Origin of the sequence: Janthinobacterium sp. RA13, assembly GCF_000745325.1 — a bacterium.
In the GTDB taxonomy this organism is placed as follows: Bacteria; Pseudomonadota; Gammaproteobacteria; order Burkholderiales; family Burkholderiaceae_D; genus Janthinobacterium; species Janthinobacterium rivuli.
In genome coordinates this window covers 3,816,888-3,841,383 of sequence record NZ_JQNP01000001.1, presented here as the reverse complement: position 1 = coordinate 3,841,383, position 24,496 = coordinate 3,816,888, and the positions used below count along the sequence as shown (strand labels likewise).

21 protein-coding genes are annotated in these 24,496 nt (G+C 62.2%); 10 read left to right on the top strand and 11 right to left on the bottom strand.

Annotation, left to right across the window (positions count from 1 at the left end; genetic code table 11):
- Both FG13_RS17065 and FG13_RS17060 read right to left on the bottom strand, forming a co-directional pair.
- Positions 1-2,151 (bottom strand): FUSC family protein, encoded by a 2,151-nt coding sequence (locus FG13_RS17065; RefSeq protein WP_035822803.1) that lies wholly within the window; start codon positions 2,149-2,151, stop codon positions 1-3.
- A 91-nt stretch (positions 2,152-2,242) separates the two neighbouring features.
- Positions 2,243-3,931, bottom strand: a complete 1,689-nt coding sequence (locus FG13_RS17060; protein ID WP_035822801.1) for a M14 family zinc carboxypeptidase — start codon at positions 3,929-3,931, stop codon at positions 2,243-2,245.
- 149 nt (positions 3,932-4,080) lie between these two features.
- Between FG13_RS17060 and FG13_RS17055 the strand changes: the two genes are divergently transcribed.
- The gene (locus tag FG13_RS17055; RefSeq protein WP_035822798.1) at positions 4,081-4,662 is read left to right on the top strand and encodes a hypothetical protein; all 582 of its coding nucleotides are present in this window, start codon (positions 4,081-4,083) and stop codon (positions 4,660-4,662) included.
- A gap of 68 nt (positions 4,663-4,730) precedes the next feature.
- On the opposite strand, the gene FG13_RS17050 is transcribed toward FG13_RS17055, so the two are convergent.
- The 6 genes from FG13_RS17050 to purB form a co-directional block, all read right to left on the bottom strand.
- A complete protein-coding gene (locus FG13_RS17050; RefSeq protein ID WP_035822796.1) occupies positions 4,731-6,884 on the bottom strand; it encodes a S46 family peptidase in 2,154 nt (717 codons plus the stop codon).
- A 306-nt stretch (positions 6,885-7,190) separates the two neighbouring features.
- Entirely contained in the window at positions 7,191-7,460 is a 270-nt protein-coding gene (locus tag FG13_RS17045) for a GlsB/YeaQ/YmgE family stress response membrane protein (protein ID WP_034778894.1), read from the bottom strand.
- A gap of 173 nt (positions 7,461-7,633) precedes the next feature.
- The gene (locus FG13_RS17040) at positions 7,634-8,209 is read right to left on the bottom strand and encodes a YceI family protein (protein WP_035822793.1); all 576 of its coding nucleotides are present in this window, start codon (positions 8,207-8,209) and stop codon (positions 7,634-7,636) included.
- Between the two features lie 139 nt (positions 8,210-8,348).
- The gene (locus FG13_RS17035; protein WP_035822791.1) at positions 8,349-8,903 is read right to left on the bottom strand and encodes a YceI family protein; all 555 of its coding nucleotides are present in this window, start codon (positions 8,901-8,903) and stop codon (positions 8,349-8,351) included.
- Positions 8,904-8,949: 46 nt separating this feature from the next.
- Positions 8,950-9,474: a cytochrome b gene (locus FG13_RS17030; RefSeq protein ID WP_035822789.1), complete on the bottom strand. Its 525-nt coding sequence runs from the start codon at positions 9,472-9,474 to the stop codon at positions 8,950-8,952.
- Between the two features lie 185 nt (positions 9,475-9,659).
- Complete coding sequence (gene purB, locus FG13_RS17025; protein WP_035822787.1) at positions 9,660-11,039, bottom strand: adenylosuccinate lyase; 1,380 nt, start codon at positions 11,037-11,039, stop codon at positions 9,660-9,662.
- A 277-nt stretch (positions 11,040-11,316) separates the two neighbouring features.
- Here purB and FG13_RS17020 point away from each other — a divergent pair, with 277 nt between their 5' ends.
- The 5 genes from FG13_RS17020 (at position 11,317) to FG13_RS17000 (ending at position 18,776) form a co-directional block, all read left to right on the top strand.
- Positions 11,317-11,931 carry a glutathione S-transferase N-terminal domain-containing protein gene (locus FG13_RS17020; RefSeq protein ID WP_035822784.1) on the top strand — a complete coding sequence of 205 codons (615 nt, stop codon included), beginning with the start codon at positions 11,317-11,319 and terminating at the stop codon, positions 11,929-11,931.
- A 7-nt stretch (positions 11,932-11,938) separates the two neighbouring features.
- The gene (locus FG13_RS17015; protein WP_035822781.1) at positions 11,939-12,967 is read left to right on the top strand and encodes a LacI family DNA-binding transcriptional regulator; all 1,029 of its coding nucleotides are present in this window, start codon (positions 11,939-11,941) and stop codon (positions 12,965-12,967) included.
- 312 nt (positions 12,968-13,279) lie between these two features.
- Positions 13,280-15,574 carry a TonB-dependent receptor gene (locus tag FG13_RS17010; RefSeq protein ID WP_051959164.1) on the top strand — a complete coding sequence of 765 codons (2,295 nt, stop codon included), beginning with the start codon at positions 13,280-13,282 and terminating at the stop codon, positions 15,572-15,574.
- A gap of 14 nt (positions 15,575-15,588) precedes the next feature.
- Positions 15,589-17,451, top strand: a complete 1,863-nt coding sequence (locus FG13_RS17005) for an alpha-amylase family glycosyl hydrolase (RefSeq protein WP_235211754.1) — start codon at positions 15,589-15,591, stop codon at positions 17,449-17,451.
- Complete coding sequence (locus tag FG13_RS17000; protein ID WP_035822775.1) at positions 17,448-18,776, top strand: MFS transporter; 1,329 nt, start codon at positions 17,448-17,450, stop codon at positions 18,774-18,776. Before FG13_RS17005 ends, FG13_RS17000 begins: the two co-directional genes overlap by 4 nt.
- 54 nt (positions 18,777-18,830) lie before the next feature.
- Here the strand turns inward: FG13_RS17000 and bfr are convergent, their stop codons facing one another.
- A complete protein-coding gene (gene bfr / locus FG13_RS16995) occupies positions 18,831-19,307 on the bottom strand; it encodes a bacterioferritin (protein ID WP_034745609.1) in 477 nt (158 codons plus the stop codon).
- 421 nt (positions 19,308-19,728) lie between these two features.
- On the opposite strand from bfr, the gene FG13_RS16990 reads away from it, so the two are divergent.
- Entirely contained in the window at positions 19,729-20,409 is a 681-nt protein-coding gene (locus FG13_RS16990) for a Fe2+-dependent dioxygenase (protein WP_035822772.1), read from the top strand.
- A 219-nt stretch (positions 20,410-20,628) separates the two neighbouring features.
- On the opposite strand, the gene FG13_RS16985 is transcribed toward FG13_RS16990, so the two are convergent.
- Complete coding sequence (locus tag FG13_RS16985; protein WP_051959629.1) at positions 20,629-21,333, bottom strand: energy transducer TonB; 705 nt, start codon at positions 21,331-21,333, stop codon at positions 20,629-20,631.
- A 17-nt stretch (positions 21,334-21,350) separates the two neighbouring features.
- Positions 21,351-21,566: a (2Fe-2S)-binding protein gene (locus tag FG13_RS16980; protein WP_034745611.1), complete on the bottom strand. Its 216-nt coding sequence runs from the start codon at positions 21,564-21,566 to the stop codon at positions 21,351-21,353.
- Positions 21,567-21,977: 411 nt separating this feature from the next.
- Between FG13_RS16980 and FG13_RS16975 the strand changes: the two genes are divergently transcribed.
- From FG13_RS16975 to FG13_RS16965, 3 genes are read left to right on the top strand one after another with little or no spacing between them, the layout of a single operon-like run.
- Positions 21,978-22,262, top strand: a complete 285-nt coding sequence (locus FG13_RS16975) for a FeoA family protein (RefSeq protein WP_034745614.1) — start codon at positions 21,978-21,980, stop codon at positions 22,260-22,262.
- 2 nt (positions 22,263-22,264) lie between these two features.
- Entirely contained in the window at positions 22,265-24,166 is a 1,902-nt protein-coding gene (gene feoB / locus FG13_RS16970; protein ID WP_035822770.1) for a ferrous iron transporter B, read from the top strand.
- A 9-nt stretch (positions 24,167-24,175) separates the two neighbouring features.
- Positions 24,176-24,463, top strand: a complete 288-nt coding sequence (locus tag FG13_RS16965) for a hypothetical protein (RefSeq protein WP_035822768.1) — start codon at positions 24,176-24,178, stop codon at positions 24,461-24,463.
- The last annotated feature ends 33 nt before the right edge of the window (positions 24,464-24,496 follow it).

The following is a 24,496-nucleotide window of genomic DNA, read 5'->3' as shown; positions in this document are numbered from 1 at the left end:
TTAGCGCGGTGCCACAATATGCACGATCGCCGCGCTATGTATCACAATCTTGTCCGCATCCGCCTGCAACAGGCGGATGCGCCGCTGCACCAGCGGCCAGCCAGACCAGGCTACGTCGCTGACGGGCGGCGCTGGCAGGGTAGCCAGCGGGGCGCTGATGGCAGCCTTGTCGTCGAGCTGTTCCAGCGCGCGCGACAGGGTCAGACACACTTGCGTATGGCTGTGGCCAAGCAAGGCATTGACGGGCGCGACGGGCAGCTGGCTGGCATGGCGCCCGAGGATGGAGCGCAGCGCCGCCACGTGGGCGACCAATAAATAATTTTGCACGATGAACAGGTTGATGTCTTCCACGGCGCGCTGCTTGCTGGCCGGTTCATCGAGCATGCGCACCAGCGCCGAGCTGAGCGCAGCCAGGCTGTCCATCAATCGTTTGCGCTCGATGCGGTAGGCGAAATCATCAAAACATTTGCCTTGCAGCAGCGCGAAGCTGGCCTGCATATAACTCACATTTACAGTCAACACCTGGCGCACCAGGCGTGGCAGGCTCTGGTATTCCCAGTTGGCCAGTACAAAGCTGAACACGGTGGCCACCGCCGCGCCGATCAGGGTATCGATCAGGCGCTCGCTGACGAGGTTCGGGTTGCTGGGCGCCACCAAATGCATTTGCAGCAAGATCATCAGGCTGACGGCGATGGCCGTGTAGCGGTAGCGCAAATAGATGAAGGTGGGCGTGGCCACGATGGAGAGAAATAAAATGGCCATCAGCACGATATTACTGTGCACGTAGCGGATCACGATGGCCGTGACCACGCAGCCGATGATGGTGCCGATGATGCGGTCGGCGCGGCGCTGGCGCGTCATGCTGAACGTGGGGCGCAGGATGATGACGATAGTCAAGACAATCCAGTAGCTGTGCGCCGCATATGGCAGCCAGTGGCCGATCAGCAATCCCACGGAAATGGCCATCGACACGCGCAGGGCGAAGCGGAACACGGGCGAGTCCAGGCGCAAATTCGACAGCAGGGTTGTCAGCTCATATTTCTGCTGCGACAAGAAGGGCGCCATGTCCGCACCGCTCCAGAACGGCACGTCGGCATAGACTTTTTGCGTGGCCAGGTGCAGCTCGGCGATCATTTTCAGAATCGCGCGGATCTTGTTGCGCTGCGCGCGCAGGGTGGCCAGCGCTTCCTGCGCAGCGTCACCTTTTGCGTGAAGGCGGGCAATTTCCGCTTCGATGTCGGCCCATTCCTTGTCATAGATGATCTGCGCGTACGAAGCGCGCTTGCGCGTGACGGCGTAGGCGACGGCTTCGATGTCGCGGGCCGCCTTGTAGGCCAGGTCGTGCAGGGATTTCAGCACGTCGGAGTCGGCCAGGTGCTGGCGCAGCAGCGCGTAATCCGTGTGCGTGGAAAGGATCAGTTCATACAGATCGAGCATGCATACGTGCACCTGCACGACGATGGCGTCCTTGCTGTTCTTGTGGCTGCGCAGAATCAGGTCGCGCGACGCTTGCTGGCGGTCGGCCAGGATGCTTTGGTGGCGCACCAGCTTGTTGAATTGTTCCGTCAGATTAAAACGCGTGTCGTAGAAGTCGGCCTTGATGTCGATGTAGGCGGCCAGTTCGAACAGGGCTTCGGCCAGCACTTGCTGTTTGATGCGGTGGCGCAAGACCCAGGCAATGGCCATGGCGTAGGCCAGATAGATCAAGCCGCCCAGCATGAACAGGCCCGCATGGTGGAACGATTGCTGCCACGTCATCTGATGCTCCATCGACATGGTCATGATGAACAGGGCGGCCAGCTGCAAGGGCATGGATTTCTTGCCGTACACCACCATCATGCTGGCGAGGAAACTCACGAGGACAAGTACCGTCATCAACAGCCACTGCACGGGGCCGCACAGGCTGATCAATAAGGTTACGGCGCTGCACAGCAGCACGGAAGCGAGCATTTCATTGAACTTGTGGCGCAGCGGGCTGGGCATGTCCATCAGGGTGGTGCACAGGGCGCCGATGCACACCGTCATGGCGGTGGCGCTGTCGCTGATTTCCTGGGTCAGCAAGGCCAGGCCGACCAGGCCGATGGCCACGCGCAAGCCCAGGTAAAAATAATGGCTGTAAATGAAGGTGCGCAGGTTCAGTGCGTAGTGCATGGGATTACCTTGTGGGCAGGGCACAGAAAGAGGCGCCGCACCGGGGTCTCCGATGCGGCGCCAGGATGTTGCATTCGCTACAGCCCCTGAGTTACATCAGGGCGATCACCGGATAGCGCCGCCATTCCGGCTCGGCAAAGCGCTGGCAGTGTGCAAAAATGAAGTCGAGCACGGCTTCCTGATTGCTCAGCAAGGCCGGATTGGCTGCTTTCCACTCGGCAAACTTGGCCGCCAGCGCCGGTTCGTCGCGCAGCAGTTCGGAGGCCATGTCTTCGAACACGTAATCGGAAAACGCTTCTTTCTTTTCCAGCACGCTGTTGAAGAAACCCCAGCGGAAGAAGCTGTCGTGCGCCTGCGGTTCCAGGGTTTCCACGGCGTAGCGGGCGTTGTCCTGCTCCAGGGACACTACATAATCGCCGGCCTGTACGGTGAACTGGCCCGTGCGCGCTTCCACGTCGACCATGTCGTGGAACATGTGGCCTTCGTAGGCCGTGGCGCGCGTGCCGACGGATGCGATGTGGTAGTAGCGTGCCGTTAGCGTCTGTTCGGTGGTGATGCGGCTCATTTCGACGCCGTTCCAGCGCAAGCGCTCGATGACTTCGCGCCACGCTTGCGGCACGATGTAGGCTTTCGGGGCGGCCACGGTGACGTCCGCATCGAAGCGGTTGTAGTAGGCGATATCGCGTTCCCACGGCTGCGAGCGGTCGTAGGACAGGCGCTGGTAGTCGCCCAGGATACTCGGCGTGTATTGCGCCGCATAGCCCTTGAAGGGGACGGTCGACGGCTGCTCTTCGTTCATGGCCCAGTGGATCGGCCACTCGGCTTGCGTGCGTCCGGCCGCCTTGGCTTGCGCGCGCAATTGGCGGATTTTCTCGCCGTGTTCCACCGTGAACGCCATCGTGATGTCGAGCAGGGCGCGCATGGAAGCGTAGCGGTCGGCAAACGGTTTCAGCATGTGCGTTTCCGGCATGAAACCGATAACGTGGTGCAGAGCCGCAAAGCCGGTCGAGAAACGGGGCACTTCAAGGAATTCGGCGATGCCGTGGTCGGGACTGTCCTTGACGGGGTTCACGTACGGGCAGGTGGGCCAGCCGGCGCTTTCCATGTGCGCAAAGATGTGCGGCAGCATGGTGTCTTGCAGGAAGGGGCCGAGGCCATTGCCCAGCTTATCCGTCTGCGTGTGGATCAGGGTCATCGTGTACGGGTAGTCGGCGCCGTTCGACGTATGCGTGTCGACCATCACGTCCGGGTCCCAGCTGGCCAGCAGGCGGTTGAACACTTGCGCGTTCAGGCTGTCGCACTTGATGAAGTCGCGGTTCAGGTCCAGGTGGCGGCTATTGCCGCGGAAACCGAATTGCTCCGGGCCATCCTGGTTCACGCGCGACGTATTGGCGCGGTTCAGGCTGCCATCGACGTTGTAGATCGGAATGAAAAGCAGCACGGTGCTGCCCAGCGCCGCCAGGCGTTCCGGCTGCGTACACAGGTCGCGCACGATGGCCATGCAGGCGTCGATGCCTTCCGGTTCGCCCGGGTGGATGCCGTTGTTGTTGAAGAACACGGTGCGCCCCGCGCGCTTGATCTGCTCGCGGTCGAACACGCCGTCCGCGCTGACGACGCCAGCGTGGATGGGCACGCCCGAGTCGGACAGGCCGATCTGTTCGAAATGCAGCACTTGCGGGTAGCGTGCGGCGAGATCCTTGTAGAAGGTGATGCATTCCAGCCAGGTCGTGGTCTGGTTGTGGTTACCGAGTTCGTAGGTCGTGCGCAAGTCTGGTGGCATAGCGGTCTGAGTCTGGGAGGGGGAAGGCGCGCTGGGTAAGTACGCCCGCTAGGCGCCAATTGTAGCACCGGCGCTGCCGCCTTGAGGCGCCGCAGGGGCTAGTCGCCGTACTTGTGTTATGAATACGTTTCACGCGCAAGGGAGGTGGCATGGGCAAGATGGCGACTGCGATGGCGATGGCGGTGCTGGTGTGGTGGGCTTGCCAGGCGGCACAGGCGGCGCCCTTGCGCTTGCCGGCGGGCAAGGGACCTGTGGCGCAGGGCGGGTCCGTCACGGCCAGTGCGCAGGGTGCGCTGATACGCTACCGGGGCTGGCTGCTGGCCGTCGATGGGGCGGTCTCGGAAGAACGGCCTGACGTCGTGCTGACGTCGGCGGTGGCGGGCCACGCGCCGCAACTGCAGACCGGGTCCACGCAGCACAGCTTGCCCCTGTGGTCAGCCTTCGAGCTCGTCAAGGGGAGTGCGCGCCTGCGCATCACGGCGCTGCCGGGGCCGGATGAGCTTCCCGCACTGCTGCTCGATTTTGGCGAGGCCGATTATCGCATCGTGATTCCCGCCGCTACCATCGCGCGGCAAGCCTATCCGCTGCTGGCGCAGCGCTTTCCCGGCGCCGACCTGGCCTTGCTGCTGCAGGACGGACGCAGGGTGATGTTGCCGCTGGGAAGTGGCCGGGCGCAAGTGTTTGGCGAGGAGCAAGCCGTGCCTTACCGCTTCACCAAGGTAAAACGCTAGGCGAAAAAAAGCCACTCCCTCAGGAGTGGCTCAGCTTAAAGCGCCCGTTGCCGGGTTATTGCTTCTTGTTATTCAGCGCCCATTTCTTTCAGCAGGTTGTCTGCGTGGTCGATGTGTTTCATGTTCCACAGCATGTAGCGCAGGTCGACCTGGATCGAACGGGTATTGGCCTTGTTGTAGTCCCAATCGGAAATGATCGAGTCCAGGGTGCCATCGAAGGCCAGGCCGATGAATTCGCCTTTGGCGTTCAGGGCAGCCGAACCGGAGTTGCCGCCGGTGATGTCCAGGGTGGCCAGGTAGTCGACCGGTACGGTTTTCAGCTTCGGATCGACGAATTTACCGAAGTCCTTGGCTTTGATCGCGGCCAGTTGATTGGCTGGTGCATTGAACTCGCCCTGGCCCGTGGCTTTGGCGGCGACGCCATTGACGGTGGTGAAGGCGGACCAGGTGGTGCCGTCGGCGCCATGGTCGCGGCCGGCTACTTTGCCGAACGTGACGCGCAGGGTGCTGTTGGCGTCAGGATAGACGGCTTGGCCCTTGCTCTTCATGAAGGCAATTTTGGCTTTCATGTAGTTGGCGTAGGCTTGCTGGATCTTGCCTGCCAGTTCTTCGTCTTCCGCTTCGTTTTTCAGCGAATCCGGGTACATGGCGACGGCTGCCTGGATGAAGCTGTCCTTGCTGGCCTGGAATTCGGCTGGCGTGCGTTTCAGCCATGCTGCGCGCTCGGCCTTGTCGGCCAGCTTGCTGCCCGCATACAGTTTGTCCAGGGCGGCGGACAGGTCGGCTGGCGACATGCCATCCTTGATGCCGATGGCGGCGTCGAAGCTGGCGCGGCGCTGTGCTGCCGGTTGCGCGGCGTACTTGGTCAGGCTGTTCAGTACCAGTGCCTTGTCGACTTTTTCATCGTAGGTACGTTCGACCGAGGTGATGCCCGCTTCCAGGCGTGGCAAGTCGCGCGTCTGGTAGCCGGATTTGCGTTCCGTATCGGACTTGGTGCCTTCGTTCGACAGGCGGTACAGGCTGCGTGCCGTGTTCAGCAGGCGTGGCTGTGCGTAGCCCAGGAAGAAATCGCGCTTGGTGTCGGCATCGCGCTCGGCGATCAGCTTTTCCACTTGCTCGATGTCGCCGGCAAATTCGGCCTTGCGTGCTGGCGTGGCGTTGACCCAGGTCTTCAGGGCTTCGTGTTCCGCCGTCTTGCGTGCCAGGAAATCGCTGCCGGCGTAGGAGTCCAGCATGCCTTGGCGGTTCTTGTAGTAATTGTTGACGCCGGCAACTTGACCCGCGTACTTCAGGGCAACATCCTTGTTGTCCTTGGTTTCGCGCGCGATGATGGCCAGGGTTTCGCCCGATGCTTTCACGAAGGCCGGGTAGTTCCAGTCAAACGTGTACGCCACTTCCGATGGCAGGCGGTGACGGTTGGTGCGGCCAGGGTAGCCCAGGACCATCACGAAATCGCCTTCTTTCAAGCCATCCTTGGCCAGTTTCAGCACGTGTTTTGGCTGGTAAGGCACGTTGTCCTTGCTGAAGTCGGCAGCTTTGCCGTCTTTGCTGACATAGGCGCGGTAGAAACCGTAGTCGCCTGTGTGGCGCGGCCACATCCAGTTGTCGGTGTCGCCGCCGAACTTGCCCACGCCCGCTGGAGGCGCATGCACCAGGCGCACGTCGCGGATTTCCAGTTGCTTGATCAGGTAGAACTCCAGGCCGCCGTAGTAGGCCGACACGGTGCAGCGGAAGCCGGCTTCTTTTTCGCATTCGGCGACCAGTTTCTTCTGGTTTTTCTCGATCGCGTCGATGCGTGCCTTGCCTTGCAGCTTGGCCACATCGGCGGTGATGATCTTGTCGCTGACATTGGTTACGGCCGAGGTGACGAAGATGCGGCTGCCTGGGGATGCCGGCAGTTCTTCAGCGAACGTCTTGGCCAGGAAACCGTTGGCCAGCAAATCGCGCTCTTTGGTCGAATTGACCGCTACGCTGTTGTAGACGCAATGGTGGTTGGTGGCAACCAGGCCTTGCGGCGAGACGAACGAGGCCGAGCAACCGCCCAGGCTGACGATGGCGCCCATCGGGAACTCGGTCAGTTTAGTCAGGTTGGTCGGATCGAGTTTCAGTCCGGCCGCTTTCAGTTCCTTGGCTACTTGTGGTAGCTGTTGGGGCATCCACATGCCTTCGTCGGCGTGTGCGAAGTTGCTCAGGATGGCGAGCGCGATTAAAGATTTTTTCATTCGAGTTCTAGTCTTTTACATGAAGGGAAGTCGGAACCAACGTGTACCCAGTGTTTTTTCTCAGCGGGCGACATAGAGTATCCGTATCGAACTCGCACTAGTCAATCACATTTTCCCGACAGCATGTTTGTAGTGGCTTGTGGAAATTGCACTATTTTCGGCATTGCAGGGGCAGGAGCGGGCTGCGAACGGGCATTTTCTTGTGCCGCGGCTGTGGTATTGTCCATACAATTGTCTTGCCAGCAATAAAAATGGCCGGGCGCTTGCGCGGCCCGGCCACTTGCTGATGCGCTGCGATTGGTCTGCTCAGCGTATTTTGCCGCGGCGCAAAAGATTCACGATGCCCAGCAGGATCACGGCGCCCAGGAACGAGACCAGCAGCGAAGCCAGGCTGAAATTGTCGCTATTGATGGTGCCCGTGCCGAACAGGGGGGCCAGCAGCCAGCCGCCCAGGAAGGCGCCGACGATGCCGACGACGATATTGAGAAAGATGCCCTGTTGTGCATTGGTTTTCATGACCATGCTGGCCAGCCAGCCGATGACACCGCCAATAACGATCCAGATAATGAAATTCATGTAATCCTCCGCGCGATGGATGAGTGGTTGTGCCAGAGCGGTGCGGCCTGCACGTCATGGCAAATTGATACTGATGCCGCACGATAGAAAAGTCCAGCGGATTCGCATGGCGCATGCAAAAGCCCGCCTGGCTGCGGGCAGCGAGGCGGGCTTGTCATGCGGCAAGGTCGTGTTTAGTCGGCCTTGATGGCTTCCACCTGGATGGCCAGCTTTACTTCCGGCGAGAACGCCGGCATGCCGTAGTTCAGGCCAAAGTCGCTGCGCTTGAATTCCGCCGTGGCGTCGGCGCCGCACACTTCACGCTTGTAGCGCGGGTGCATGATGCACTTGAACTTGCTCACGTTCAGCTTGACGGGTTTGGTCACGCCCAGCAGGGTCAGTTCGCCGTCGACTTCCACCAGCTGCTCGCCGTTGAACTTGAGCGACTTGCTCTTGTAGGTGATCTGCGGGAATTTCTCGACATTGAACATGTCCGCTTTTTTCGCGTGCGTGTTCATGGCGTCCAGGCCGAAGTCGATCGAATCGGCATCGATGACGAGGTCCAGGCTGCCCGTCTTGGCGGCGCGGTCCAGGGTGACCGTACCCTTGGTCTTGTTGAACTTGCCGCGCCACACGGACATGCCCATGTGATCGGCTTCAAAGCTGGGGAAAGTGTGCGTCGGATCGAGGTTGTAGGTGTCGGTAGCGGCCATGGCCGAACCCGCGCCGGCGGCTGCCAGCATGGCGATCATCAAGTGCGAAAATTTCATGCAGATCCTATAGTTGAACAGGTTTTGGGGTTGTTTTTCATAACGCCTGAAAAACGTTCAGGGCAAGGCGCCTTGCCGAAGGCAGTGCGAATAGCACGACGAGGCAAGAGCAACGCAGCCATGGACGTTTTCTCAGGTGTTACTGGGCTGCGACGTGGAATTTGATCGTAACCTCGTCTGCGACCATGCTCGTGTCTTTCCACTCGCCTTCGCCGATGTTATAGGTCAGGCGCTTGATCGGCAGGGCGCCGTCAAATGCATATTTTCCGCCATCGGCTTTCACCGCCAGGGGGAAGGTGACTTCGGTGGTCTTGCCTTTGATGCTCAGCTTGCCGGTGACCGTCAGCTTGCCCGCGCCGGCGGCCTTGATGCTGCTCGAGACGAAGGTGGCTTTCGGGAACTGTGCCGCGTTAAACCATTCCTTCTTGGCCACTTCCTTGTTGTACTCGGGGTCGCCGATATCGATGCTGGCCGTCTCGATTTCCACCGACGCCTTCGAGGCGTCCGGCGTGGCCGGGTTGTAATCGATGGCGATATTGAATTTCTTGAACTTCGCTTCCACCGGCACGTTCATTTGCTTGAACACGGCCGACACGCTGGTCTTGGCGGGATCGACTTTCAGCAAGGTGGCGGCGGTGGCGGCCACGGACAGGCCCAGCAGGGAAGCGAGGACGAGGCGTTGGGTGGTTTTCATCTTGTTTTTTTCCTGTAGTTTTTCAGTGAGCAAGGGGAAGTCGGTGTTACGGCAGCATGCGCTTGAGGACGCCGTCACGGTCGATGAACTGGTGCTTCAGCGCCGCCAGCACATGGGCGGCCACGGCGGCGGCCATCGTCATGTTCAGAACATAATGAATTTCTTTTAAGAGCGGCTTAAGTTCCGGGTTCGGCGCCATGATGACGGGCAACTGGAACAGGCCCAGGTAGACCACGGGCACGCCGGCGGCCAGGGTGTACAGGTAGCCGGAGACGGGCACGGCGAAGATCAGGATGTACAGCAGCACGTGCATGGCGTCGGCCGCCTTCTTTTGCCAGGCAACCATGCTGGCCGGGTGCGGCGGCGGCACGTTGGCCTTGCGCCACAGCAGCCGGATGGCGGCGATGGCCAGCACGGTCACACCGAGCCATTTATGCCACGAGAAATATTTGAGCTTGGTGGGCGTCAGGCCGGGAATATCGACCATGACCAGGCCCATGATGAAGGCGCTGATGATCAGCAGGGCGGTCAGCCAGTGCAGGATGATGGCGGTGGTGGTGTAGCGTTGCATCGACGGCTTTCTTGAAAGTAGTACGTGTTAGGACTAATTCGGCCTAATATACCAAAGAAAAGCAAATTGCGCTGCGTGCTGCAGATTCTACAAGAAAGATTGCCGGAAAAACCGCGGGGCGGGCAGCATTTGTGTGCTGGCCGCCCCGCGGGAGTGGGATAGCAAGATCCCCATGTGGAAACTGCTTAGATGGCTTTGGCCAATTGCGCGGCGATACCGATGTAGTTCGCTGGCGTCATGGTCAACAGCACGTCCTTGGCATCCTGCGGAATGGCCAGGCCATTGACGAAGGTTTGCAGCGCTTCTTTCGAGATGCCCTTGCCGCGCGTCAGCTCTTTGAGCTGCTCGTACGGGTTTTCGATGCCATAGCGGCGCATCACGGTTTGTACGGGCTCGGCCAGCACTTCCCAGGTCGCGTCCAGGTCTTGCGCCAGGCGCGCGTGGTTCACTTCCAGCTTGTTCAGGCCGCGCAGGCAGCTGTCATAGGCCAGCAGGGTGTAGCCGAGGCCCACGCCGATATTGCGCAGCACGGTCGAATCGGTCAGGTCGCGCTGCATGCGCGAGACGGGCAGTTTTTCCGACAGGTGTTTCAGCACGGCGTTGGCCAGGCCCAGGTTGCCCTCCGAGTTTTCGAAGTCGATCGGGTTGACCTTGTGCGGCATGGTCGACGAACCGATTTCGCCCGCTTTCAGCTTTTGCTTGAAGTAGCCCAGCGAGACATACGTCCAGATGTCGCGGTTCAGGTCCAGCAAGATCGTGTTGGCGCGCGCGAAGGCGTCGAACAGTTCGGCCATGTAGTCGTGCGGCTCGATCTGGATGGTGTACGGATTGAAGACCAGGCCCAGGCGCTGTTCGATGACGGCTTTCGAGAATGCCGGCCAGTCGAAGCCGGGATAGGCGGACAAGTGGGCGTTGTAGTTGCCGACGGCGCCATTCATCTTGCCGAGGATTTCCACTTGTTCGATGCGTTTCACGGCGCGCTGCAAGCGGGCCACGACGTTGGCAAATTCCTTGCCCAGGGTGGTCGGGCTGGCCGTCTGGCCGTGTGTGCGCGACAGCATCGGCACGTCGGCGTTGTCGTGCGCGATCTGCGTCAGCCTGGTCACCAAGCCTTGCAGGGCCGGCAGCATCACGCCATCGCGCGCGGCTTTGAGCATCATGCCGTGCGAGGTGTTGTTGATGTCTTCCGAGGTGCAGGCGAAATGGATGAATTCCGACGCCGCCACCAGTTCCGGCACGTCCGCCACTTGTTCCTTCAGCCAGTACTCGACGGCCTTGACGTCATGGTTGGTGACCGCTTCGATGGCCTTGATGCGGGCCGCGTCGGCTTCCGAGAAATCGGCCGCCATCTTGTCGAGCAGGGCGGTTGCTTCCGCCGAGAACGGCTTGATCTCGGCGAAACCGGCTTGCGACAGCGCTTGCAGCCAGGAGATTTCCACTTTCACGCGGTGGTGCATGAAACCGGCTTCGGACAGGATCGGGCGCAGCAGATCGGTCTTGCTGGCGTAGCGGCCATCGAGCGGAGACAGGGCCGACAGCGTGGAATACGGAGTAGTAGAAGTCATGAGAGCGGACGCAAGTTAAAGAAACGGTTGGCGTGTGGCGCGCGGGGAGGGCAGGGCTATTGCAATACAGCAACACTGACGGCGCCACAGTAAAGGGCGATTTTACCACCGCTGGCCGCTGGCCAGCCGTCCCTCGGCTGCGGATGGCCCCCATTTTGGCCGAATCCGGCCCCGATGCGGCGTGCCTGCCACACCCGAGTGACCGTCGGGCGCGTGCTGCCAAACACCGCTGTCGCCGATGCTATACTGCTTGCTGCTCCCTTACCTTAAAGTACCTATGAAACTGATCGGTTCCCTCGCCAGCCCGTATGTCCGCAAAGCCCGTATCGTGCTGGCGGAAAAAAAGCTCGACTATGTCTTCGAGCTGGAAAACGTGTGGGCGCCGGAAACCCGCATCGCCCAGGCCAATCCTCTCGGTAAAGTGCCCTGCCTGGTGATGGAAGATGGCAGCACGCTCATCGATTCGAAAGTCATCGTCGAATACCTCGACACGCTCACGCCCGTCTGTAAACTGCTGCCGGCCGGCGGCAATGGCCGCGAGCGGGCCGATATCAAGAACTGGGAAGCGCTGGCCGACGGCATTCTCGACGCGGGCGTGCTGGTGCGCCTGGAGCGCACGCAGCGCCCGCCCGAGCAGCAAAGCGCGGCCTGGATCGCGCGCCAGCTGGACAAAGTCACGCTGGGCCTGGCGGCTTTGGCATCGCGTCTGGGCGAAAGCGCGTATTGCGCCGGCAAGAACTACACCCTGGCCGACGTGGCCGTGGGCTGTACCCTGGGCTGGCTCAGCTTCCGCTTCCCGGAAATCGACTGGCGCGCGGATCACCCGGCGCTGGCGCGTTTGTTCGACAAACTGTCCGAGCGGCAGTCGTTCAAGGACACCGCGCCGCAGTGAGCGCACGATGACCGGCAACGATACGAAGGCGCAGCAACGCCTGCAGATGGCCGATATCGCGCGTCTGGCTGGCGTGTCCACGTCGACCGTGTCGCGCGCGTTGAGCGGCAGTTCGCTGGTCAATGAAGAGACGCGCGCGCGCGTCATCGCGCTGGCCCGTTCGCTCAAGTATTCCATCAATATCGGCGCGCAAAACCTGCGCCTGAAACAGAACCGCACCGTGGGCGTGGTGGTGCCGTATGACGCGGCCACGCGCCAGCACCTGTCCGATCCTTTCTTTCTGAGCATGCTGGGCAGCCTGGCCGATGCGCTGACGGAGCAGGGTTTCGACATGCTTATCTCGCGCGTGGATGCCGAAACGCTCGATGCGGCCGCCCAGTCCTTCGACAGCGGCCGCGTGATCGGCATCATCCTGATCGGCCAGTGGCGCCACCATGAACAACTGAACCAGCTGGCCGCGCGCCAGGTGCCCATCGTCGTGTGGGGCGCGCAATTGCCGCAGCAGCTGTATTGCACCGTCGGCGGCGATAACATCGCCGGCGGCCGGCTGGCCACGGAACACTTGCTGGCGGCGGGGCGCCGGCGCATCGCCTTCTTTGGCGACGCCAAGCTGCCCGAAGTGGCGCAGCGCCATCAGGGCTATGCGCAGGCGCTGGCCGCGCAGGGACTGGCGCCCGACCCGCAACTGTACGTGGCCGGCTCCTTCCTGCCGCAGGGCGGCGCGACGGACGTGCAGGAACTGCTGGACCGCCAGCTGCCGTTCGACGCCATCTTTGCCTGCAGCGACTTGCTGGCCATGAGCGCCATCAGCGCCCTGCGCGCGCGCGGCGTGGCCGTGCCGGAACAGGTGGCCGTGGTCGGCTACGACGATATTGAACTGGCCGCGTATTTCCATCCGCCGCTGACCACCGTGCGCCAGCCGATCCGCGCCGCCGGGCGCGCGCTGGTGGCCTCGCTGCTGGCGCTGGTCGACGGCGCACCTGCGCCATCGCAGCAATTGCCAACCGAGCTGATCATACGCGCCTCGGGCCGCTGAAGAGCGCGTTGCCTCTCGGCTGCAACCGATTGCAATAAATTCCAATTTATCCGTATATTTTCATGCTGCGCCGCAGCATGAAAACCGTCGTATTCGCCTCATATCCCGCATGTTTGGCTCTGTGTCACCCGTAAAATTCTCTTGAAAACAACATAAAATCCATGTTGCAGTGCTCGATTGCAATCGATTGCAATAAATTCTTATTCGTTGAATAATGACGTACCGGCTCAGCCAGCGCGCCACGGCATGCGGCGGCCAGGACTCATAACAAGCGGATACCTCGATGTATCGGCATACAACACTGGAGACAAGATGAAGACACGTACTGCTCAACGCGGCTGCATGGCCGCCGCCGTCGCCCTGGCCTTGCTGCAATGGGGCGCCGCCCAGGCGCAAACGACCGCCGATACCACCAGCGCCGCTCCCGCCGATGGCCTGAACCTGGAACGCATCGTCGTCACGGGCACCACCGGCGGCACGTCCAAAATGAAATCGAGCAATTCCGTCAGCAGCATGGAGCTCGACACCATCCTGCACAACGCACCGACCAGCGCCGCCGAAGTCCTGCGCTCGGTACCGGGCTTGCGCGCCGAATCCTCGGGCGGCGAAGGCAATGCCAACATCACCGTGCGCGGCTTGCCCATTTCCGCTGGCGGCGCGCGCTATGTGCAGATCCAGGAAGATGGCTTGCCCGTGCTGCAGTTCGGTGACTTCAACTTCACCACGCCCGACAGCTTCGTCAAGATCGATTCCACGCTCGACCACCTGGAAGTGGTGCGCGGTGGTTCGGCCTCCACCCTGGCCACCAATTCGCCGGGCGGCATCATCAATTTCATCAGCAAGAATGGCAAGGAGAAGGGCGGCAGCGTGGCCCTCAGTCGTGGCCTGGGCTACGACCAGACGCGCGTCGACTTCGACTACGGTGCGCCGATTTCGGAGCGCACGCGCTTCTTCATCGGCGGCTCCTGGCGCACGGGCGAAGGCATCCGCCATAGTGGCGTGAACAGCGAAAAGGGCGGCCAGATCCGCGGCAATGTCACGCATGAATTCGACAGCGGCTTCGTGCGCCTGTCGTTCAAGCACCTCGACGACCAGTCGCCCACGGCCTTGCCCGTGCCGGTCAGCGTGCGCAATGGCCGCATCGGCGAAATCGCCGGCATCGACCCGCGCAAGGCCAGTTTTTATTCGCCGTACTGGGTGCCCGACATGGTGCTGAACAAGGATAACCAGCGCGTGGCCACCCGCGTCAACGACGGTTTGCACGTGAAGAGCGACACCGTGGGGCTGGAAGCGTCGTTCAAGCTGGGGCAGGGCTGGAGCGTGAGCGAAAACTTCCGCTACGCCGACAATTCGGGCCGCTTCACCGGCGTGTTCCCGTCGAATAACGGCAGTGACGGCAGTTATGTGTTTGCCAGCGGCCCAAACCAGGGCAAACCCTACACGGGCCGCGCGTTTTCCGCCGTGGTGTTCAACACCTCGATCGACGACGCCAGCAATACCCTGAGCGACACCAAGCTGGCCAAGACGTTTGTGCTCGACAGCGGCAAGCTGACCACCACGGCCGGCTTGTACCTGTCGCAGCAAAAGCTGGGCCTGACCTGGAACTTCAATGAATACCTGATGCAGGCCACGGGCGACCAGCCCGCGCTGCTGCAAACGGCCAGCGGCACACCCGGCTACATCGGCCCGGCCTTCGGCGCCTGCTGCTCGCGCGCCGTCGACATGGAATACCGCACGACCTCGCCCTATCTGAACCTGGCCTGGGAAAGCGGCGCGCTGAACCTCGACGGCGGCCTGCGGCGCGACCGCCAGCATGCCAGCGGCACGGCCAACCAGGCCACGGGAGCGCAAGCGTATCTGCCGTCGACGGTGCAGCAGGTCGACTACACCCTGGGCCATACCTCGTACTCGCTGGGCGCGAACTACAAGCTGCAGGCGAATCTGGCCGTGTTTGCCCGCGTCAGCGAAGGCGTGGCCTTCAATGCGGACCGCATCCTGTTCGGCACGCCGCTCGATGGCAGCGTGCCCGTGGCGATCAACACCGTGCGCCAGCTCGAAGGCGGCGTGAAATGGCGGCGGGGACCCCTGAGCACTTTTGTGACCGTGTTCCAGGCCAAGACCAAGGAAAGCAATTACGAAGCGACCACGCAGCTGCGCACGGCCAACAGCTATGAAGCGAAGGGCGTGGAACTGGAAGCGGCCTACAGCGCCGGCGACTTCCGCATCAATGGCGGATTGACATTCACGGATGCCGAGATCACGGGCACGGCGGCGGCCGACGTGGCGCTGATCGGCAATACGCCGCGGCGCCAGGCGCGCGTCGTGTACCAGATCGCGCCGACCTATGAGTGGGGGCAGGCCACCCTGGGCGCGAGTCTGGTCGGCACGGGCAAGTCCTGGGGCGACGATGCGCACACGATCACCTTGCCCGCCTACCAGGTGCTCAATGCCTTCGTCAATTACCAGCTCACGCCGCAGATGCAGGTGGCGCTGACGGCGAACAATCTGTTCAACAAGATCGGCTATACGGAAGTCGAGGGCGATGGCCATGCGGCCCGCTCGATCACGGGGCGCGCCGTCAAGGTCAGCCTGAAATACGCATTTTAAGCAAGGATAGATTCATGATGTCGATACGCAGCCCCCTGGCGCGCCTGCTGGCGCCGCTCCCCACGCACTTGCGCGACGATGCGGCGCGCCGCTATGCGCGCCAGGAGGCGGTCTTGCTTGACCGCCTGGGCAGCCTGTATGGCCAGCGGCCGGACTTCCTGCCCTGGCTGGGCGACCTGATGGAAAGCGTGGGGCGGCTGTATGCGGCACGTGCCCCCGAGCTGCTGCGCCAGGATGCGCAGCGCGCAGCGCAGCCGGACTGGTTTGCCAGCCAGTCCATGCTCGGCTACAGCGCCTATGTGCAGCGCTTCGGCGGCAACCTGCAGGGCGTGGCGGCGCGCATTGCCCACCTGCGCGAACTGGGCGTGACGTATCTGCACCTGCTGCCGTTCCTGCGTGCACGCGCCGGTGAAAGCGATGGCGGCTTTGCCGTCGCCAGCTTCGAGGAAGTCGACCCTGCGCTGGGCAGCAATGCCGACTTGCTGGCGTTGACGGCGCAGTTGCGCGCAGCCGGCATCAGCCTGTGCTCGGACCTCATCCTCAACCATGTGGCCGACGACCATGCGTGGGCGCTGGGCGCCAAGGCGGGCGATCCGTTGCTGCGCGATTTTTTCCATACCTATCCCGACCGTGTGCAGCCGGACCGCTACGAGCGCACCGTGGGCCAGGTTTTTCCGCAGGCGGCACCGGGTAATTTCACCTTCGTGCCGGAGCTTGATCGCTGGGTCTGGACCACGTTTTACCCGTACCAGTGGGATTTGAATTACGCCAATCCGGCCGTCTTCGCGGCCATGGCCGGCGCCATGCTGGGCCTGGCCAACAAGGGCATCGAGGTGTTCCGCCTCGATTCGACGGCCTTCCTGTGGAAGCGCGAAGGTAGCGATTGCATGAACCAGCCCGAAGCCCACAGCCTGCTGCAAGCGTTGCGGGCGATTGCCGCCATCGTCGCGCCGGGCGTGCTGCTCAAGGCCGAAGCCATCGTGCCCACGCCCAAGCTGCCCGCCTACTTTGGCAGCGATGCGGCGCCCGAATGTCATATCGCCTATCACAGCAGCCTGATGGCTGCCGGCTGGGGCGCGTTGGCCGAGGAAAGCACGGACTTGCTGCAGCAGGTGATCGCCGCCACGCCGCCGCTGCCGCCGGCCGCCAGCTGGCTCAGTTATGTGCGTTGCCACGACGACATCGGCTGGAACGTGCTGCTCAATGAAGCGGGCGCGGACGGGCCGGTGCGCCTGGCGCGCATCGCGCAATTCTTTGCGGGGGCAACGGGCAGCTATGCGCGCGGCGCCGCCTTCCAGAGCAGCAGCGCCGACAAGGCGCATGGCAGCAACGGCATGGCCGCCTCGCTGGCCGGCCTGCAAAGCGCCACCACGGTGCAGGAGCAGGAATACGCGTTGCGGCGCCTGCTGCTGCTGCATGGCCTGGCCTTGAGCTTTGGCGCTTTGCCGGTGCTGTACATGGGCGATGAACTGGGCATGACCAACGATGACAGCTACACGCAGCACGCCGACCGGGCGATGGACAGCCGCTGGCTGCAGCGTCCCGCGTTCGACGACAGCCTGCTGGCATGGCGCCACGATGGCGTGAGCGCCAGCGGCCGGCTGTACCTGGCGTTGCGCCAGCTGGTCGATGTGCGCAGGCGCTTGCCGGCCCTGGCCGCCGCCGCGCCGCGCAGCGTGCTGCCCGCCGGTACGCCGGCCGTGCTGGCGCTGCTGCGCGGCGACGCGTTTCTCAACCTGAGCAACTTCAGCGGCGCCAGCCAGCGTTTCACCTTGCCTGCGGGCGAATGGCGCAACAGCCTCGATGGCAGCGTGCTGTCCGGCACGGTGGGCTTGCAGCCATGGCATATGCTGTGGCTGGAAAGGGAACAGTCATGAGCGACGCCAGCGCGCACCGTCCGCATCTGTCGTTCTGGCAGATCGTCAACATGAATGTCGGTTTTTTCGGCATCCAGTTCAGCTTTGGGCTGCAGCAAAGCAGCATGAGCCCCATCTACACATACCTGGGCGCCGACGAGGCGAGCCTGCCGTACCTGTGGCTGGCCGGTCCCATGACGGGGCTGCTCGTGCAACCCTTGATCGGCGCCATGAGCGACCGCACGGTGACGCGCTGGGGCCGCCGCACGCCGTATTTTCTGATCGGCGCCATCCTGTGCAGCCTGGGCCTGCTGGCCATGCCGTTCAGTCCGACTTTATGGATGGCCGCCAGCCTGCTGTGGATACTCGACGCGGCCAACAATGTGACGATGGAACCGTACCGCGCCTTTGTCAGCGACAAGCTCGACAAGAAGCAGCATTCGCTGGGTTTTCTCACGCAAAGCGCGTTTACGGGGCTGGGGCAAACGCTGGCCTACCTGACGCCGTCATTGTTGGTCATGCTGGGCATGAACAAGGATGCCGTCAACGGCAGCCATATCCCGCATATCGTCATCGCCGCCTTCCTGATCGGCGCCGTGTTCTCGCTGGCCTCGGTGCTGTGGACGCTGAAGACGACGCCGGAAAATCCGCTCACGGCGGCCGAGCTGGCGGCCATCCGCAGCCGCCCGCCCGGCTGGCGCCACACGCTGTCCGATATCGGCGCGGCCCTGCGCGACATGCCGCCGACGATGAAACAGCTGGCCCTCGTCAACCTGTTCCAGTGGTACGCCCTGTTCTGCTACTGGCAGTACATCGCGCTGTCGCTGGCGGCCACGCTGTTTCACACGACGGACCCCGCATCACAAGGCTTTCGCGACGCGGGCCTGCTGAACGGGCAGGTGGGCGCCTTCTACAATTTCGTCGCCTTTGTCGCTGCCTTCGCGCTGGTGCCGTTCACGCGCCGCTTCGGCCCCAAGCGCATGCACAGTGTGTGCCTGTGCGCGGCAGGTGTCGGCATGCTGAGCATCCCGCTGATCCACAGCCCGGCGCTGCTGTTGCTGCCCATGCTGGGTATCGGCCTGGCCTGGGCCAGCATCATGGGCAATCCCTATATCATGCTGGCCGGCTGCATCCCGCCCGAGCGCACGGGTGTCTACATGGGCATTTTCAATATGTTCATCGTCATCCCGATGATCATCCAGATATTTACTCTGCCGCTGTATTACCGCAGCTGGCTGGGCGGCAATCCGGAGAACGTCATCCGGCTGGCCGGCGCCCTGTTGCTGTGCGCGGCGGTGGCGGTGCTGTTCGTCAAGCTGCGCCCGCCGCAGACCGGCAAGGCTTGACGGCAGGCGAAAAAAAACCGGCGCTGCCGGTTTTTTTTTGATGCTGTGAAAGGATTACTCTTCAATCGCCATCTGGCTTTGCAGATAATTTTGAATACCGACTTTGGCGATCAGGTCGATCTGCGTTTCGAGCCAGTCGATATGCTCTTCCGTGTCTTCCAGGATCATCAGGAACAGGTCGCGCGAGACGTAGTCGCCCGCTTTTTCGCTGATGGCGATGCCTTCCTTGACGGTGGCGTGCGCGGCGCGTTCCAGCTTCAAGTCGCATTCCAGCATTTCCGGCGTGTTCTCGCCGATCAGCAGCTTGTGCAGCGCTTGCAGGTTAGGCAGGCCGTCGAGCATCAGGATGCGGTCGATCAGCTTGTCGGCGTGTTTCATTTCGCCGATCGATTCTTCATATTCCTTCTTGCCCAGCTTTTCCAGGCCCCAGTGCTTGTACATGCGCGCATGCAGGAAGTACTGGTTGATGGCCGACAGTTCGTTGGTGAGCTGTGCGTTGAGCATGCGGATGACTTCTTTATCGCCCTTCATGGGATTTCCTTTGTTCTGTATTGCGTTCGATGATGAAACCGCAGGCTGCTGGCGTTCACTGCCGGGTGGCGTTGGCTGCCTGGTGGCGCGCAGGTTGCCGGTTTCGCTATGCCCGCATGATAGCGCAAAATGTCGGCGATTTCCGGTGCTAAACGGCATTTTTCCGTCTTTTTAACGTAAATATCGTGCGAATAAAACCCATTCTCAAGTGGATTGCCCACTTGCGCCGTTTTTTATTTGTTAAGGAAAATGAAGGCCATTCTCATTCGCGTTTCCGCTGCTGTTTGGCCGCCGCTGGCGCGACTGCATGGCCGCGCCGAAAAGGCGGGAAATGTTGCTCCGTTCTTGCTTTTGTGTCTTCTTGGCCGCTGCCGGCGATGCGATAATCAGGCAGCGATATTTACTGAAAAAGGATAGCAAGATGATGCTGCATATACCCGGCGTGCTGACGCCGGAACAGGTGACGCAGTTCCGCCAGCGCCTGGCGCAGACGGACTGGGTCGACGGACGCGCCAGCGTCGGCGCGCAAGGGGCGCAAGTCAAGCGCAACCGCCAGCTGGCCGAAGGTTCGCCGCTGGCGCTGGAACTGGGCGAGATCGTCAGCCGCGCGCTGATGGCCAATCCGCTGTTCTTTGCCGCCGTGCTGCCGCTGCGCATCCTGCCGCCGTTCTTTAACAGCTATGCGGGCGGCGAGCACTATGGCCTGCATATCGACGGCGCCATCCGCACGCCGAAAAACGGCATGCAATCGATGCGCGCCGATGTCTCCTCGACCGTCTTCCTGAGCGAGCCGGACGAGTACGAAGGTGGCGAGCTGGTGGTGGTCGATGCGTATGGCACGCATGAAGTGAAACTGCCGGCCGGCGACGTGATCGTGTATCCGTCGAGCAGCGTGCACCAGGTGCTGCCCGTCACCAGCGGCGAGCGCATCTGCTCCTTCCTGTGGACGCAAAGCATGGTGCGCGAAGACTGGAAACGCAGCATGCTGTTCGAGCTCGATCAGAACATCCAGAGCGTGCGCGCGGAGCATGGCGATTCACCGGCGACCGTGGGGCTGACGGGGCATTATCACAACCTGCTGCGGATGTGGGCGGAGATGTAAGGCTGGGGTCAGACCCCCGGCGACGTTGGCGCTGAACTGGGCGTTGGCGGTGTTGAGGGTCTGACCCCATAGCAGGCAAAAAAAAGTCTGCCTGGCCCGGGGATGTAGGCTGGCAGACTGAAACAAGCAAATCGCTTGACGAAAACAGGCGCAAAAAAGCAAGCAGGGCACAGGGTGCGGTGCTTGCGGGCTGGCAGCGGCGCCGTGGCCGCCGGAAGGCTAGCTCAGTTGGAAGGTCAGTGGTACTAAAACGTACACGGGAACAGGCTTGCCGTTTTCGATCATCGGCTTGAACAGCGCGCGCTGGGCGGCCTGGCGGCCCGCTTCGTCGAGGTTGTTGTAGCCGGTCGATTTCTGGATCAGGATTTGCTCGGGCAAGCCTTTTTCGTTGATCAGGATGCGCAACACCACGGTGCCGCTTTCGCCCAGGCGGCGCGACAAATTCGGGTAGATCAGTTGCGGCGCCTTGATGTATTCGACGCTGCTGACGGTGCGCGGCGTCGATGGTGCCGGCGGCGTCGGCGATGGTGCCGATGGTGCCGTCGGCGCGGCGGTGGCAACAGCCGGTGCCGCTTCGGCGCGCGTCGGTTGCGGCGGCGTGATCGTCGGTTCGCTTGGCGCCACGGCGATCAGCGGCAGCGGCGGGATCACGGCGCGCGGCACGGGCGCGCTCAATTCCACGGTTTTCGGTACGGACGGTGCCGGCGGTTTCGGCGGCGCCGGCGGGGCGATGATGCTGATGGTGGTGATGGTCGGCATGGCCGCCGTGACGACGCGGCTCAGCAGGCCGCTCTGGATGGCGTAAAAACCGGCGATATGCAGGACGACGATGGCCATCAGCGGCGCGAATTTGTTGCGCTTCTTGTCGAAGTCGGCAAATTGCTGCACGGCCTGCACCGTTACGGGCGGGGGCATCATCGTCATGGCGTTCATCGCTTTCTTTAGTTTGTCAGTACAGCTCGCATCAATACGGTTTCTTGCAGCGCCACGGTGGCGTTCAGGTGATCGTTCAGCACTTCCCGCGCACAGGTGTGGCATTTGCCGCAGCAGGTGGCCACGCCCAGGTCGCGGCGCAGTTCGGCCATGCTGGACAGGCCAAGATCGACGGCTTGACGGATTTCACGATCAGATATGTTGTTGCAGACACATACAATCATTGATACACCTTCTGGCTGGAGGATGAACAGACACTAGTGCTGGAAAGCATTGTTGCTAGTGTTTTAATGAGAATCATTATCATTACGTTTCATTGTCGCGCAAAGTGCGGGACAATGCAAGCGATTTTGATCAAGTGTGCGGCAGTTGGCGGCCTGGCGCGGCGCATCGATATGCCATTTTTTCGGATGGTGCAGCCCTTGGTGGGGGCGGCTCTCCGGGCTAAATAAAAACTATTCGCATTCATGTTTATAATGCTGGTATTGTCTCGGACGGTTGCCGTCTGGACAGATGGAATGGCCGCTTGTCGGTAATGCGCAACAGTTGCGTTTTACCTCACAAACCTGGAACCGGCGGAAGGCGCCCGCGCCGCAGCCGGTATCAGGTGTTCTTAATTTGAACGGAATTTGCTCATGACTCTAGTTCCACCCATGATGACGCTCGATGCGCTGGCAGTCGGCCAGAGCGGCACGGTGTTGCATATCACGCCCCACACGGCAGGACAGACGGAGGACGGCGTCGACCTGGTCCGCCGCCTGATGGAGCTGGGATTCGTTCCAGGTGAACGCATCCGCATGCTCAAGCGCGGCATTCCCGGCGGCGATCCGCTGGCCATCAAGGTGGGCAATGCCACATTCGCACTGCGCCGCTTCGAAGCGGCGCTGATCACGATTCAACCGCTGCTTCAACCGGAATGACCATGGGTGCTGTCGAAACGATCGTCGATGCGGGCGTGCACAAGCCGCCGCATCAGCCACAAATTGCCTTGCTGGGCAATCCCAACTGCGGCAAGACCGCCCTGTTCAACCGTTTGACGGGCGCGCGCCAGAAAGTGGCGAACTACGCCGGCGTGACCATCGAGCGCAAGGAAGGCCATTTCACCTCGCCCGCCGGCAAGCCCGTGCGCCTGCTCGACCTGCCGGGCGCCTACAGCCTGTCGGCCACCACGCCTGATGAAGCCATTACGCGCGACGTGGTGGGCGGCCTGCGCCGCGGCGACCCGCGTCCGGACGCCATCATCTGCGTCGTCGACGCCACCAATTTGCGTCTGAATCTGCGCCTGGTGCTGGAAGTCAAGCGCCTGGGCCTGCCCATGCTGCTGGCCCTGAACATGACGGACGTGGCGCGCAAGCGCGGCATGCTGATCGACACGGCCAAGCTGTCGGCCGAACTGGGCATGCCCGTGGTGGAAACCGTGGCGGTGCAGCACGACGGCGAAAAAGCCCTGCTGAACGCCATCGACGCCATGCTGCCGCTGCCGGCCGTGGAAGCGAAACCGCTGGCGGCCATCGATGCCGTCAGCGTCGAAGAAACCCAGCGCGAAGTGCGCCGCATCCTGGCCGCCGTCAGCAATGACACGAGCGACAAGGGCAACCTGACGGAAAAGATCGACGACGTGGTGCTGCACCCCGTCTTCGGCCCCATCATCCTGGCCGTGCTGATGTTCCTGATCTTCCAGGCAGTATTTGCCTGGGCCGCCACGCCGATGGAAATGATCACCGATGGCGTGGGCCACCTGGGCGCCGTGCTGACGGCGAACATGCCTGACGGTCACCTGAAAAGCTTGCTGGTGGAAGGCATCATCGGCGGCGTCGGCAGCGTGCTGGTGTTCCTGCCGCAGATCCTGATTTTGTTCTTCTTCATCCTGAGCCTGGAAGACTGCGGCTACCTGCCGCGCGCGGCCTTTTTGCTGGACCGCCTGATGGGCGGCGTGGGCCTGTCCGGCCGCGCCTTCATTCCGCTGCTGTCGAGCTTTGCCTGCGCCATTCCCGGCGTGATGGCGGCGCGCACGATCCAGAATCCGCGCGACCGCCTGGTCACCATCATGATCGCGCCGCTGATGACGTGTTCGGCGCGCCTGCCCGTGTATGCGCTGATCATCGCCGCCTTCATCCCGGAACGCCAGGTGTGGGGCTACCTGAGCCTGCAAGGCCTGGTGCTGTTCGTGCTGTACTTCGCCGGCATCATCTCGGCCATGGCCGTGGCCTGGGTCATGAAGCGCGGCATGGGCGTGCGCGGCAACCAGCCGCTGATGCTGGAACTGCCGGCGTATCACTGGCCGCACCTGCGCAACCTGGCCGTCAGCCTGTGGGAGCGCGCGAAGATCTTCCTCACGCGTGTCGGTACCATCATCCTGAGCCTGATGATCATCCTGTGGTTCCTCAGCACCTTCCCCGGCCCGCCGGACAACGCGATCCACCCGCCGATCTACTACAGCCTGGCCGGCATCCTGGGCCGCGGCCTGGAAGTGATCTTCGCGCCGATCGGTTTCAACTGGCAGATCTGCATCGCGCTGGTGCCGGGCATGGCGGCGCGCGAAGTGGCCGTCGGCGCCCTGGGCACCGTGTACGCGCTGTCGCAAACGGGCGACGCGCTGGCCACCACGCTGGAGCCGCTGATCGCCCATTCGTGGTCGATGGCCACGGCGCTGTCCCTGCTGGCCTGGTATGTGTTCGCGCCGCAGTGCCTGTCGACCCTCTCCGTGGTGAAACGCGAGACGGGCGGCTGGCGCTATCCGCTGCTGATGGCCGGCTATATGTTCGCCTTGGCCTATGCCGCTTCGTTCATCACGTACCGCATCGCCCTGATGCTGGGCGCTTAGGAGAAAAGCATGTGGCAAACCCTGATCGTCGCCCTGATCGTCGCAGCCGCGCTGCTGCATTTTTCGACCAAGTACCTGCCGGCGGGCGTGCGCCGCGCCATCGTGCGCGGACTCGTGCGCTGCGGCCTCGATGAGGCGAAGCTGTCGGCCTTCTTCAAGGTGGCGCCCGGTTGCGGCAGCGGCAGCGGCTGCGGTTCCTGCGGCTCCTGCGACAGCTCGCCGCCACCGTCCGCCACGCCGCCGGCCGACGGCAGCAGCAAGCGTGTGATCCTGATGCAGGTGCAGCGCCAGGATTGATGTACATGTAGCCACGGGCGCGCCCGTGGGCTA